Origin of the sequence: Streptomyces aculeolatus (genome assembly GCF_020400605.1) — a bacterium.
In the GTDB taxonomy this organism is placed as follows: domain Bacteria; phylum Actinomycetota; class Actinomycetes; order Streptomycetales; family Streptomycetaceae; genus Streptomyces; species Streptomyces aculeolatus.
In genome coordinates this window covers 98,566-111,385 of sequence record NZ_JAINRD010000002.1, presented here as the reverse complement: position 1 = coordinate 111,385, position 12,820 = coordinate 98,566, and the positions used below count along the sequence as shown (strand labels likewise).

The 12,820-nt window shown below is 73.3% G+C and carries 11 protein-coding genes; 7 read left to right on the top strand and 4 right to left on the bottom strand.

Features of this window, described 5'->3' with window-relative positions; translation table 11 throughout:
* Positions 1-236 precede the first annotated feature (236 nt).
* Positions 237-1,220, top strand: a complete 984-nt coding sequence (locus tag LG396_RS04760; protein WP_018837985.1) for a LacI family DNA-binding transcriptional regulator — start codon at positions 237-239, stop codon at positions 1,218-1,220.
* Positions 1,221-1,412: 192 nt separating this feature from the next.
* Here LG396_RS04760 and LG396_RS04755 read toward each other — a convergent pair whose 3' ends face one another.
* A complete protein-coding gene (locus LG396_RS04755) occupies positions 1,413-1,832 on the bottom strand; it encodes a VOC family protein (protein WP_225793714.1) in 420 nt (139 codons plus the stop codon).
* Between the two features lie 133 nt (positions 1,833-1,965).
* Positions 1,966-3,579, bottom strand: coding sequence for a long-chain fatty acid--CoA ligase (locus LG396_RS04750; protein ID WP_225793713.1), 1,614 nt, complete (start codon positions 3,577-3,579; stop codon positions 1,966-1,968).
* Between the two features lie 74 nt (positions 3,580-3,653).
* Between LG396_RS04750 and LG396_RS04745 the strand changes: the two genes are divergently transcribed.
* The 6 genes from LG396_RS04745 (at position 3,654) to LG396_RS04720 (ending at position 10,530) form a co-directional block, all read left to right on the top strand.
* The gene (locus tag LG396_RS04745) at positions 3,654-4,541 is read left to right on the top strand and encodes an ABC transporter ATP-binding protein (RefSeq protein ID WP_225793712.1); all 888 of its coding nucleotides are present in this window, start codon (positions 3,654-3,656) and stop codon (positions 4,539-4,541) included.
* A 10-nt stretch (positions 4,542-4,551) separates the two neighbouring features.
* Entirely contained in the window at positions 4,552-5,226 is a 675-nt protein-coding gene (locus LG396_RS04740) for an ABC transporter ATP-binding protein (protein WP_225793711.1), read from the top strand.
* Positions 5,227-5,279: 53 nt separating this feature from the next.
* Positions 5,280-6,536 (top strand): ABC transporter substrate-binding protein, encoded by a 1,257-nt coding sequence (locus LG396_RS04735; protein ID WP_225793710.1) that lies wholly within the window; start codon positions 5,280-5,282, stop codon positions 6,534-6,536.
* A gap of 63 nt (positions 6,537-6,599) precedes the next feature.
* Entirely contained in the window at positions 6,600-7,469 is an 870-nt protein-coding gene (locus LG396_RS04730; protein ID WP_225793709.1) for a branched-chain amino acid ABC transporter permease, read from the top strand.
* Complete coding sequence (locus LG396_RS04725) at positions 7,466-8,521, top strand: branched-chain amino acid ABC transporter permease (protein ID WP_100301059.1); 1,056 nt, start codon at positions 7,466-7,468, stop codon at positions 8,519-8,521. Before LG396_RS04730 ends, LG396_RS04725 begins: the two co-directional genes overlap by 4 nt.
* The gene (locus tag LG396_RS04720; protein WP_225793708.1) at positions 8,518-10,530 is read left to right on the top strand and encodes a helix-turn-helix domain-containing protein; all 2,013 of its coding nucleotides are present in this window, start codon (positions 8,518-8,520) and stop codon (positions 10,528-10,530) included. The genes LG396_RS04725 and LG396_RS04720 overlap by 4 nt, the downstream gene beginning before the upstream one ends.
* A gap of 39 nt (positions 10,531-10,569) precedes the next feature.
* Here the strand turns inward: LG396_RS04720 and LG396_RS04715 are convergent, their stop codons facing one another.
* Both LG396_RS04715 and LG396_RS04710 read right to left on the bottom strand, forming a co-directional pair.
* Positions 10,570-11,571: an extracellular catalytic domain type 1 short-chain-length polyhydroxyalkanoate depolymerase gene (locus LG396_RS04715; protein ID WP_225793707.1), complete on the bottom strand. Its 1,002-nt coding sequence runs from the start codon at positions 11,569-11,571 to the stop codon at positions 10,570-10,572.
* 192 nt (positions 11,572-11,763) lie between these two features.
* The gene (locus LG396_RS04710) at positions 11,764-12,570 is read right to left on the bottom strand and encodes a SigB/SigF/SigG family RNA polymerase sigma factor (protein ID WP_225793706.1); all 807 of its coding nucleotides are present in this window, start codon (positions 12,568-12,570) and stop codon (positions 11,764-11,766) included.
* Between the last annotated feature and the right edge of the window lie 250 nt (positions 12,571-12,820).

Genomic DNA, 12,820 nt, shown 5'->3' with positions numbered 1-12,820 from the left:
ACGAAATGTTTTCGTAAACATGGCGTAGCCGGAAGTTTGCGGCGGGGGTGCGAGCATGTCAAGGATCCGGACAGCGGCAGTCGCCGTTTTTGACCGCGAACCTTGTTTGCGTCAACATTCACGAGGGTGGGGCGCGCCGCGGGCGCGCTCCCGAGGCTTCGGGGAAGGAGCGGTCGAAGGTGGCGGACAAGGTCACGAGGACACCCCGCTCACGCCCGCCCCGCAAATGGCCGTCCATGGCGGAGGTCGCGGCGCACGCCGGGGTGTCCTCGCAGACCGTCTCGCGCGTGGCCAACAACCACGACAACGTCGACGAGACGACGCGCGCGAAGGTGCTGGCCTCGATGCAGGAGCTGGGCTACCGCCCCAATGCCGCGGCGCGCGCGCTGGTCACGGGCAAGTTCGGGGCGATCGGCGTGGTCAGCTTCGACGTGGGCGCGCACGGCAACGCCCGTACGCTCGGCGCCATCGCCGACGCGGCGCGGGAGGCGGGCTTCTCCGTCAACTTCATGGGCATCAGGGCGCAGACCGAAGCCGCGGTGCGGCAGGCGTTCCAGCACCTCATGCTCCAGTCCGTCGACGGCATCGTGCTGGTCGAGTCGCGGGTCCTCGACACCCCGTCGCTGCACCTGCCGTCCACGATGCCGGTGGTCGTCGCCGACGGCGACACCGGACACGAGTACGCGACCGTCGACTTCGCCCAGGCCCGCGGCACCCAGAGCGTGGTCAACCACCTGCTGGAGCTGGGCCACCGCAGCGTCCACCACGTCAGCGGGCCGCCCGACTCCTTCGCCGCCCGGCGGCGCGCCGAGGCCTGGGAGCGGACGCTCGTCGCGGCCGGCGCCCCGGTGGCTCCCGCACTGTGGGGGGACTGGACCGCCAGGTCCGGCTACCTCGCCGGGCGGACCCTGGTGCAGATCCCCGACGTCACGGCGGTGTTCGCCGCGAACGACCAGATGGCGCTGGGCGTCCTGCGCGCCATGAACGAGGCGGGGCGGTCGGTGCCGGACGACATCAGCGTGGCGGGCTTCGACGACATCCCGGAAGCCTCGTTCTTCGAGCCGCCGCTGACCACGGTCCACCAGGACTTCGACGTGGTGGGCCGGCACTGCGTGACCCTGCTGCTGGAGCAGATCGAGCACCGCGGCAGCAGCCCGCGGCGCCTCGCGGTGGAGCCGACACTCGTGGTGCGGGCCAGCACGGCGCCGCCGCCCGCGTGACGCATCCCGGGCCCCGCACGTCCGGGATGCCCCGGTTCACCCGCTGAATCCCGCCGGAAAGTCGCTTCCCCGCGCTTGACGCCCTCGCTTCGGTGGTGCGAACCTGCGATGGTTACGTAAACATCCCTGCCGACGCTCCATCGCTGTCCGTCACGGCGGGAGGGTGGCTGACCGTACTCGCGCTTCCGGTGGCTAGCTGCGGTTTTTGCCGGGCCAGTGGCGGGTGGAGAGCACCAGTAGGTAGCCGTCGGGGTCCTGGAGGGTTACGCCCCAGGTGTCCCAGTACGGGTTGTGCGCCGGTACCCGCTTCCCGCCGTGCTGTTCGAGCCGTCCCACCAGGGAGTCGGGGACCGGTTCGCCGAGGTAGACGACCAGCAGGTCCTCGGCGGTGGGCCGCGGGGCGACGGGGGCGGCGGGGTCGTGGACGAGTTCCAGGTGCCAGGCGGCTTCCGGCCAGCCGACCATGAGGAGCGAGTGGTCGCCGGGGGTACCGTCCGCCTCGTGCCGGTACTGGACGTCGAGGCCGAGGCCCGAGTGCCAGAAGCGCTCCGCCGCCGCGAGGTCGCGGGAGGGGCGGGCGATGCGTACGTGAGCGGTGGCGTCGGCCGGCACGTGCTGCCTCCTGAGCGGTGCGGTCGCCGGGGAACGGCGGTGTCACGCAGCCTAGGCAGCGGCCCCCCGGCCGCCCATCGGGCGGTGGTCCTAGGTCCGCCACAAGACCCCCGGCGGCCTCCGCGGCGGGGGGTCAGGATTCGAAGCGGGCGCGCAGGGCCTTCTTGTCGAACTTGCCCGTGCCGGTGCGGGGCACCGCGTCCACCAGTTCCACGCGGTCCGGCAGTTGCCAGCGCGCGAAGCCGCTCCGCTCCAGGTGCGCGCGTACCTCCTCCAGGGTCACCGTCGCGCCGGGGCGCGGGGCCACGCACACCAGCGGCCGTTCCGACCACTTCTCGTCCGGCACCGCCACCACCGCCGCCTCGGCGACCGCGTCCATCGCCATCACCGCCGACTCCATGTCGACCGAGGAGATCCACTCCCCGCCCGACTTGACGAGGTCCTTGGCGCGGTCGGTGATGACGAAGTAGCCGTCGGGCGAGCCGGTCGCGATGTCGCCCGTGGCGAACCAGCCGTCCTCCGTGAACTGCTCGTCGCCCTCGCCGCCGAGGTACGCGCCGGCCACCCAGGGGCCGCGTACCAGCAGCTCCCCCATCGACGCGCCGTCCCACGGCAGCGGGTGCCCGTCGCCGTCCCGGATCTGCGTCTGCACCCCGGGCAGGGGCAGTCCCGCCATGCCGCGGACGGTGTCCGCGAGCCGTTCCTCGTCCCAGCCGCGCATGTGCTCCTTCGGCCAGGCGAAGCTGGCCAGCGGTGACGTCTCCGTCATTCCCCAGATCTGCACCAGCGGGATGCCGAACTCGGTGCGGTAGCGGTCGATGAGCGCCCGCGCCGGCCGTGCCCCGCCGCACAGCAGGTGCCGCACGTCCGGCAGTCCGCCGCCGCGGGCGGCGATGGCGTCCGCCACCGCCATCCACACGGTCGGCACGCCGGCCGCGACGGTGACGCGCTCGGCGGCCATCAGGTCGACCAGCGCGGCCGCGTCCAGCGGCCCGGCGTAGAACACCTGCTTGGCGCCGTACGGGGTGGCGGTGTAGGGCAGCCCCCAGGCGTTGGCGTGGAACATCGGCACCACGGGCAGCACCGCATCGCCCGGGCCGATCGACATCGCGGCCCGGGAGGAGCCCGCGACGGCGTGCAGCATCGTCGAACGGTGCGTGTAGACCACGCCCTTGGGCCGGCCGGTGGTGCCGGAGGTGTAGCACAGGCCGAGCGGCGCCCGCTCGTCGATCTCCCGCGGCTCGTACGTCACGGGCCGGTCGGCGATGAGCTCCTCGTAGGCGACGGCGCCCGGCAGCGCGGTGCCGGGCGGCACCCGGTCGCCGAGGACCACGACGTGCTCCACGCCCGCGAGGCCGCCGCGCTCCGCCACCTCCTCCAGCAGCGGCAGCAGGTCCGCGTCCACGAGGACGGCCCGGTCCTCCGCGTGCCGGACGACGTAGGCGAGTTCGTCCGCGGACAGCCGCACGTTCAGGGTGTGGAGCACCCGCCCGGTGCAGGGGACCGCCCAGTACGCCTCCAGGTGCCGGTAGCCGTTCCAGGCCAGGGTGGCCACCCTGGCGCCCGGTGGCAGCGCCAGCGCGTCGAGCGCGTGCATGAGCTGCTGCGCGCGGCGGCCGAAGTCCGCGTAGGTGTACCGGTGCTCGCTGCCGTCCGGGAGGCGGGTGACGACCTCGGTGTCGTGGAAGTAGCGCGGGCCGTGGTCGAAGAGCAGCCAGCTGTTGAGCGGGACGTCCATCATCGCCATGGCGGACATGTTGACCGGGGCCCAGGACCCGGACCACGGATGAATCCCACACTCCGCACCGCCTTCTTGTGGAGATGTTCTCTGTAGTCGCGACTGCCGTCCGCTTCTACGTTCTCCCCGACGCCGACGCCCTGTCGGCCACCCATCCCGCGGCATCCGAGGTCGGCATGACGAGCACGACGAGTACGACGAGCGGCGGCACCGCCGCACTCCCGCGCGCCATCCTGTCCACCCACGGCCTGACCAAGACGTTCGGCGGCTTCCGCGCCGTCGACGAGGTGGACCTGGCCGTCGCCGAGGGCACCGTCCACGCCCTGGTCGGCCCCAACGGCGCCGGGAAGACCACGCTGTTCAACCTGCTGACGGGCTTCCTGCCGGCGTCGGCGGGGCGGATCGAAGTGGCGGGGCAGGACGTCACCGGGCTGCCGCCCGAGAAGGTGGCGCGCCTCGGTGTGGCGCGCTCCTTCCAGGTCACCAGCCTCTTCCCGGCGGTGACGGCGCGCGCCCACCTGGAACTCGCGCTGCAGGCCGGCACCGACCTGGGCCGCAGGTTCTGGCGTTCCGACCGGCTGCTGGCGCGGTTCACCGGCCGGGCGCTGGAGCTGCTGGACCAGGTGGGCCTGGCCGAGCGGGCCGAGGCGCCGGCGGGCAGCCTGCCGTACGGGCAGAAGCGCGCGCTGGAACTGGCGCTCGCCCTCGCCCTCGACCCCCGGGTGCTGCTGCTCGACGAGCCGACGGCCGGCATGGGCCTGGAGGACGTGGACCGCACGGTCGCGCTGGTGGACCGCATCCGCGCCGGCCGCACCGTGGTGCTGGTCGAGCACAACATGAGCGTCGTCGGCTCGCTCGCGAACACCGTCACGGTGCTCCAGCGCGGCCGGGTGCTCGTCGAGGGCCCGTACCGCACCGTCCGCACCGACCCGCGGGTCGTCGAGGCGTACCTGGGGGCCGGCGTTGCTTGAGGTGCGGGGCGTGACCGCCCACTACGACGAGGCCGAGGTGCTGCGCGAGGTGTCCCTGGAGGTCGGGGCGGGCGAGGTCGTGACCCTCGTGGGCCGCAACGGGGCGGGGAAGACGACGCTCCTGCGCTGCGTGATGGGCCTGCACCGGCGCGCCTCCGGAACCGTCCTCCTGGACGGCCGGGACCTCAGCGCCGTGCCGCCCCACCGCAGGGCCCGCCGCGGCCTCGGGTACGTCCCCGACGACCGGGGCATCTACGCGGGGCTGAGCGTGGAGGAGAACCTCACGCTGGCCCCGGCGAAGGGGGCTTCGCCCTGGCCGCTGGCGCGGGTCTACGAGGAGTTCCCGGTGCTCGCAGAACGCCGGCGCAGCCCCGGCGGCAAGCTCTCCGGCGGCGAGCAGCAGATGCTGGCCCTCGCCCGGGTCCTGCGCACCGGCGCGCGGGTGCTGCTGTGCGACGAGCCGACCGAGGGCCTGGCGCCGATCGTCGTCGAGCGCATCGGCGAGATCCTGCGCGAGGCCAAGCGGCACGGGACGGCGGTGCTGCTGGTGGAGCAGAACCTGCGCTTCGCCACCACCGTCGCCGACCGCCACTACCTGCTGGACCGCGGCCGGATCGCCGAGTCGCTGGCCAACGACGACGTGCGGGAGCGCGAGCACGAACTCCTCGGCTACCTGGGCCTGTAGACCGGCCATCGCAAGGGCCGTATCGGCCACGTCGACCACTTCAAGGAGGAAGCATGGGACACACATGGTCGAAAGCCGCGGTCGCCACGGCCACGGTGGTCGCGGGATCGCTGCTGGCAGGGTGCGGCGGCGGCGGACCGGGCTCCGGCGGCGGGAAGATCAGCGACGACGGGGTCACGCTGGGGGTGCTCACCGACCTCTCCGGCGTGTACGCGGAGCTGGCCGGCGAGGACGCGGTCACGGCGGTGGAGATGGCCGTCGCCGACTTCGAGAAGAAGCACGGCGACGACGCGGTCACCGACGACATCGACGTCATCTCGGCGGACCACCAGAACAAGCCCGACGTCGCCAACACCCAGGCGCGGAACATGTACGAGCGCGAGAAGGCCGACGCCGTCTTCGACGTGCCGACGTCCTCCGCGGCGCTCGCCGTGGGGAACGTCGCGGAGCAGTCGAAGAAGCTGTACTTCAACATCGGCGCCGCCACCACGGAGCTGACCGGCGAGTCCTGCAACCCGTACACCTACGCCTGGGCGTACGACACTTACATGCTGGCCAACGGCACCGGGACCGAGGTGACCAAGCAGGGCGGCGAGAGCTGGTACCTCATCTACCCCGACTACGCCTTCGGCCAGGACATGGAGAAGGAGTTCAGCTCCGCCATCGAGGAGGCCGGCGGCGAGGTGGTGGGCAAGGACCCGACGCCGTTCCCGAACGACAACTTCTCCACGTTCCTGCTCAAGGCGTCCGCGAAGAAGCCCGCGCCCGCCGTGCTCGGCACGCTGCAGGCGGGCGGCGACCTGGTCAACGTCGTGAAGCAGTACCAGCAGTTCAAGCTCAAGGAGAAGGGCATCCAGCTCGCCATCGGCCTGATGTTCGACACCGACATCAAGGCCATCGGGCAGGACAAGCTCGCCGGGACGATGTTCACCTCCGCCTGGTTCTGGAACGTCGACGAGGAGTCGCGGGCGTGGGCCGAGCGGTTCCGGAAGGAATCGGGCACGTGGCCGACCTTCGACCACGCCGCCAACTACTCGGCCGCCACGCACTACCTGGAGGCCGTGCAGCGCGCCGGAACAGACGACCCGGAGGAGGTCAACAAGGAGCTGGAGGGCATGGAGTTCGACGACTTCTTCGCCCGCAACGCCGAGGTGCGCGCGGCCGACCACCGGGTCGTGCACGACGCCTACCTGGCCCGGGTCAAGGACCCCGCGGACAGCGAGACCGAAGGCGACTTCACCGAGAAGGTGGAGACCATCCCCGCCGACGAGGCGTTCGGACCCCCCTCACCCGACTGCTCGATGTCCTGACCGGCGACCAGCGGCCGCAGCCCGCGGACCCCGCCCGGGCTGCGGCGGACGGACGGAACCACCATGACCTCCTTCCTGCAACAGGCGTTCAACGGCCTGGTCTCCGGCGGCTTCTACGCGCTGCTCGCCCTCGGCCTCGCCGTCATCTTCGGCATGCTCCACGTCGTCAACTTCGCGCACGGCGCCATCTACATGCTCGGCGCGTTCGGCGCGGTGGTCCTCCAGGACACCGCCGGACTCGGGTTCTGGTGGGCGCTGCTGCTGGTGCCGCTGACCGCGGCGCTGGCCGGCATGGTGCTGGAGCGGCTCTTCATCCACCGCCTCGCCGCCCTCGACCCGCTCTACAACTTCCTGCTCACCTTCGGCATCGCGCTGGTCTGCCAGGACCTGCTGCGCATGAAGTACGGGGCCCAGTCCCGACCGTACGACGAGGGCCCCTTCCCCGGCTCCGTCGACCTCGGGCTCTTCGACTACCCCGCGTACCAGGTCTTCGTCCTGGGCGCCGCGGCCGTCGTCTGCCTCGCCGTGTGGCTCCTGCTGACCCGCACCCGCACGGGCACGGTGGTGCGCGCCGCGACCGAACGGCCCGAGCTGACGCGTGCGCTGGGCATCGACACCGGCCGCTGGGTCACGCCCGTGTTCGGCTTCGGCGTCGCGCTCGCCGCGCTGGCCGGGGTGCTCGCCGCGCCGATGCGCGCGGTCAACTCGGGCATGGGCGCGGACCTGATCATCGCGGTCTTCGCGGTCGTGGTCATCGGCGGGCTCGGCTCCATCCCCGGCGCCGTGGTCGCGGGCTTCGCCATCGGCATGCTCCAGGCCCTCGGCAACCTCTACGTCCCCGTCCTCTCGCAGACGTCGGTCTTCGTGCTGATGGCCGTGGTGCTGCTGGTCCGGCCGGCCGGACTCTTCGGCAAGGAGGAGCACGCCCTATGATCCTCGCCCTGCTCGACCGCCTCGGCGCCAGGCCCGCGTGGCTGCGCTGGGGGCTGCTGGCCGCCGGCCTGGTGGCCGTCCTCGGACTGCCGTGGGTCCTGTATCCGCCGGTGGCCGCCGACATCCTCTGCTGGGGCCTGTTCGCGGTCGCGTTCGACCTGCTGCTGGGGCACGCCGGGCTGCTGTCGTTCGGCCACGCCGCGTTCTGGGGCACCTCGGCGTACGCCACCGGGCTCGTCGCCATCCACGCCGGCGTGCCCTTCCCGCTCGCGGTCGCGGGCGGCGCGGTGGCCGCCGCGGTGGTCGCCGTGCCGATCGGCCTGCTCGCGGTACGCCGCAGCGGCATCTACTTCGCCATGGTCACCCTGGCCTTCGCGCAGATGATCTACTTCATCGCCAACCAGTGGGGGGACCTCACCGGCGGCGAGAACGGGCTGCAGGGCATCCCGCGCGAACTGCCGGGCCTCGACCTGTCGGACTCCTTCGTCTACTACTACGCGGCGCTGCCGCTGGTCCTGGCCGGGCTGGCCGCCGCCTGGCGCATCGTGCACTCGCCGTTCGGCCGCGTCGTCGCCGCGATCCGGGACAACCCGGCGCGCGCCCGGGCGCTCGGCTACTCCGTCGACCGCTACAAGGTGGTCGTCTTCACCGCCTCCGCGTTCCTCTCCGGGCTCGCGGGCGGGCTGTACGCCGTCAACCACGGGTTCGCCTCGCTGCAGGAGGTGTACTGGACGACGTCGGGCAAGGTCGTCGTCATGACGGTGCTCGGCGGCATCGGCACCCTGTGGGGCAGCCTGCTGGGGGCCGCGGCCGTCGTGCGGCTGGAGGACTGGCTGTCCACGTCCGGGTTCGACGAGGTAGGGATCGTCACCGGCAGCCTGTTCATCCTCGTCGTCCTGCTGTTCCGCCGCGGCATCTGGGGCACCGTGTCGTACCTGCTCCAGCGGCGCGGGGGCGGCGCGGGCATGCGGTCCGCCGAGTCCGGGAACGGTACGGTGCGTGATCCCGCCGCCGGCGACCGGCCGGAGCGCTCTCTGGTCAAGGAGCCGTGAGTCAGGAGGCCGCGATGGGCGCAGACCCGCCCCGCACCGCCCACGGCGCGGGGTCCGCAGGCGGGGCGGCCGGACCGGCGGCCGAACGCCTGCTGCGCCTGCTGCGCGAAGGCGCCTCCGGGGCGGACTACGAGGAACTGCTCGCCGGCGCGCAGGGTGAGACCGCCGAGGCGCTGCGCCCGCTGGTCGACGACGCGCTGGCGGTACGCGCGCAGTTGGAGGAGCGCCGCCGCCGCGAGGCGGAGCTGGCCGCGCTGTACGAGACGGCGGGCGACCTGTCCTCGCTGCGCGACCTGGAGGCGGTGCTGCAGGCGATCGTCCGCCGCGTCCGCCAGCTCATCGGCACCGACGCCGCGTACCTCATGCTCAACGACGACGACCGCGGCGACACGTACATGCGCGTCACCGACGGCATCCGCACCGACGCCTTCAAGCAGGTGCGGCTCGCGATGGGCGCGGGGCTCGGCGGCCTCGTCGCCAAGACGGGCGTGCCGTACCACACCCCGGACTACCTCAACGACCCGCGCTTCGACCACACCATCGACGACACCGTCGGCGGCGAGGGCGTCACCGCGATCCAGGGCGTTCCGCTGTCCCTGGGCGACCGGGTCATCGGCGTGCTCTTCGCCGCCAACCGCCGCGCCCGCCCCTTCTCGCCGGCCGAGGTGGCGCTGCTGGTCTCCCTCGCCAACCACGCGGCCATCGCCATCGAGAACGCCACCCTCTTCCAGGACGTGCGCCGCACCGTCGAGGAACTCACCGAGGCCAACGCGGTCATCCAGGCGCACAGCGAGTCCATCGAGCGGGCCGCGGCCCTGCACGAGCGGCTGACCAGGATCGTCCTGGACGGCGGCGGCCTCGCGGACGTCGCCGACACCCTCGCGGAGGTGCTCGGCGGTGGTCTGCTGGTCCTCGACCCGCGCGGGCGCACCATGGCGGCGGCCGGCACCGACCCGGTCGTCGAACAGGCCCGCGCCGAGGGCGCGCTGCCCGACTCCTGTCCGGCGGCGCGTGCCGTACGCGAGGCACGCGTGCTCAGCACCGACGCGCGCAGGACGCGCCGCGTGCCGGCGGCCGGCGGCGGGTCCGCCGCCTGCGCCACCCCCGTGGTCGCGGGCGGCGAGGTGCAGGGCGTGCTGCTGCTGCTCTGCCGCCGCATCGGCGCCGACGACGTGCGGCTGCTGGAGCGGGCGGCGATGGTCACCGCGCTGCTGCTGCTCGGGGAGCGGACCGTGGCCGAGGCGGAGCACCGGCTGCGCGGCGAGTTCCTCGACGACCTGCTGTCGTCGCCCCACCGCGACCCCGAGGGGCTGCGCCGCCGGGCCGCTCTGATGGGCATCGCCCACGGCCGCCCGCACACCGTGCTCACCGCCCGCTCCCGCAACGGCGCGTCCCGCCGGCGCATCGCGGACGCCGCGGCACCGTACGCGGCCCGCCACGGCGGGCTGGCCGGCGAGCACCACGGCGACGTCGTGGTCCTGCTGTCCGGCGACGCGGACCCCGGCGGGCAGGCCCGCGCGCTGGCCGAGCACCTGGGGCGCACCCTGGACACGGCGGTCACCGTCGGCGCCGCGGCCGCGTCCGCCGGGCTGGAGACCATCGTCGAGGCCCACCCGGACGCGGTGCGCTGCCTGGACGTGCTGCTCGCCCTGGACCGCGACGGCGAGGGCGCCTCACCCGACGAACTCGGCGTCTACGGCCTGCTGTTCCACCAGACCGGCCGCGAGGAGCTGCGCCGCTTCGTCCGCCGCACCCTCGGCCCGGTGCTCGACTACGACGAGCGCCGCGGCGGCGACCTGGCCCGCACCATGACGACGTACTTCGCCTGCGACGCCAACCTCACCCGCACCGCCGCCGAGCTCTACGTCCACGTCAACACCCTCTACCAGCGCATCGACCGCATCACCGCCCTGCTGGGCCCGCAGTGGCGGCACGGCGACCACGGGCTCCAGGCGCACCTGGCGGTGAAGGTGCACGCCATGCTCTCCCCGCCCGCTGCGCCGGGGTGACGGGCCCGGCCGGCGGCCGGGCCCGTCGGGGCGCCGGTGTCACAGCAGGCCCCAGAACTGCGCGGTGTAGTGGCCGGCGCAGAGGCGGTCCGGGTAGTACGTGCCCGCGGTGCCGCACTGCCCGGACGCCGTACCCGGGTCGACGGGCAGGCCGTGGCCCATGCCGGAGACCGTGTACGTCTCCACCACGGAGCGGCCGGTCGCGTCCTCGTACGAGGCCCGCGTCGTGCCGCCCGGCAGCGTCGTCGTCTCCGCGGGCGTCTGCCCCGTGCCGTGGACGTCGGTCCACTGATCACGTGACTCGGCTGCGTTCGCCGGCACCACCGTGGTGTCGGCCGTGCCGTGCCAGACGGCGACCCGCGGCCACGGCCCGCCCCAGCCGCCGGAGGCGGCGCGCGCCAGGTCGCCCCACTGCCGCGGCGTCTTCCCGGACTGGACGTACATGCACATGTAGGCGTCGACGAGGCTGCGCGCGCAGCCGGCCGGTACCCCCGCGGCGACGGAACCGCCGGCGAAGACGTCGGGGTACGCGGCCAGCAGCTCCGCGGTCATGGCGCCGCCGGCCGAGAGGCCGGTGACGAAGACGCGCTCGGGGTCCGTGCCGTAGAGCGCGGCGGCGTGGTCGGCCATCTGCTTGACGGACAGCGCCTCGCCCCGGCCGCGCGCGGTGTCGCCCGACTGGAACCAGTTGAAGCAGGAGTTGGCGTTGTTCGCGCCGGTGGTCTGCGGGTAGACCACGGCGAAGCCGTGTGCGTCGGCCAGCTCGGCCCAGCCGGAGTGGCCGTGGTAGTCGCTCGCGCTCTGCGTGCACCCGTGCAGCGCGAGCACGAGCGGCGCACCGGCGGGCAGGCCGTCGGGGACGTAGGCGTACATGCCGAGGTTGCCGGGGTTGGAGCCGAAGCCGGTGACCGGCGTGAGGCCGGCCGACGAGGCGCTCGCCGGCGCGGGCGCCGCGAGCATCGCGGCGACCAGGGCGAGCGGCGCCAGCAGCGCGCACAGCACGGCCCGGGGACGAGCACGGGTGCGGTCACGAACCGCCATGGGGTTCTCCCGTCGTGGGGGGGGGATGGCCGGGCACCCGGCCCGGCATCCTTCCCCGCGACGGGCGCCTGGTCCCGCACGCTAGGCACGAACCGCCCCCGCGCCATCGGATGCGGCACACACTCCTGGGGACCCCGGCCTGTGGCCGGCCTCCAGTACGGTGCCGGGAGCGACGGGGCGCTGCCGCCGGTCCTACGCGGCCGCGGCCCGGTCGGCCTGCACGCGTTCGCAGACGCGTGCGCAGGTGTTGCTGATCAGACGGGAGACGTGCATCTGCGAGATGCCGAGGTGCTCGGCGATGCTGCTCTGCGTCATGTCGCAGAAGAAGCGCAGGTAGAGGATCTCGCGTTCGCGTTCCGGCAGGCTGCTCAGGTGGGGCCGGGCGGCTTCGCGGTCGACGGCCTGGTCGAAGCCGGGTTCGGTGCTGGCGACGGTGTCGGCGAGCGAGTAGCCGTCGCCGGTGTCGGTCAGGGTGGCGTCGAGGGAGAGGGTGGCGTAGCTCTCCAGGGCCTGGAGGCCCGTGCGTACCTCGTCCTCGGTCAGCCCGGCCTCCTCGGCGAGGTCCGCGGTCGGCGGGAAGCGGTCGTCGGCGGTCGTGGCCAGCGCCATGCTCGCGCTGCGGACGCGGTTGCGCAGCTCCTGGACCCGGCGGGGCACGTGCACGCCCCACATGTGGTCGCGGAAGTGCCGCTTCAGCTCGCCGACGATCGTCGGCACGGCGAAGCTCTCGAAGGCGTTGCCGCGCTCCGGGTCGTAGCGTCCGACGGCCTTGACCAGGCCGAGGTGTGCGACCTGCTCCAGGTCCTCCAGCGCCTCGCCGCGGTTCCTGAACCGGCGGGCGAGCCGCTCGGCCATCGGCATCCAGGCGCGTACGACCTCCTGTCGCAGCGCCTTCTTCTCCGGCCCTTCCGGCATGCCGGCGAGCCGGCGGAACTCCGCGGAGGTGTCGGGTGCGTCGTCGTGGGGGTGTTTCCTGGTCCTTGCCCGGATGTACGCCACGGGGGCCTCCCTCGGGCGAGTTGCAAACGTTCAGTTCTCGCGGGAGGACGGCGGCGGCGCCGCGCCGCGTCAGGGGCGGCCGGGCCGGAAACGACGACGCTCCGGACCGCCGGGCGGCCGGAGCGCGGACGGCTGCGAAGCCGATGACTCCCGCGGCGTGCCTCTGGTCCGAAGCACGTATGTCCGCCTGCCCGCCACCGGGCGGCGCAAACGGGGATGCGCCCGACGACGTCTTCAGATTACGCCGCCG

What these genes read in the sequence shown, in the direction of transcription:
- LG396_RS04725 (WP_100301059.1), top strand. Translation starts at nt 7,466, where the DNA reads ATGATCCTCGCCCTGCTCGACCGCCTCGGCGCCAGGCCCGCGTGGCTG.
- LG396_RS04760 (WP_018837985.1), top strand. Translation starts at nt 237, where the DNA reads ATGGCGGAGGTCGCGGCGCACGCCGGGGTGTCCTCGCAGACCGTCTCG.
- LG396_RS04735 (WP_225793710.1), top strand. Translation starts at nt 5,280, where the DNA reads ATGGGACACACATGGTCGAAAGCCGCGGTCGCCACGGCCACGGTGGTC.
- LG396_RS04715 (WP_225793707.1), bottom strand. Translation starts at nt 11,571, where the DNA reads ATGGCGGTTCGTGACCGCACCCGTGCTCGTCCCCGGGCCGTGCTGTGC.
- LG396_RS04745 (WP_225793712.1), top strand. Translation starts at nt 3,654, where the DNA reads ATGTTCTCTGTAGTCGCGACTGCCGTCCGCTTCTACGTTCTCCCCGAC.
- LG396_RS04730 (WP_225793709.1), top strand. Translation starts at nt 6,600, where the DNA reads ATGACCTCCTTCCTGCAACAGGCGTTCAACGGCCTGGTCTCCGGCGGC.
- LG396_RS04750 (WP_225793713.1), bottom strand. Translation starts at nt 3,579, where the DNA reads ATGGCGATGATGGACGTCCCGCTCAACAGCTGGCTGCTCTTCGACCAC.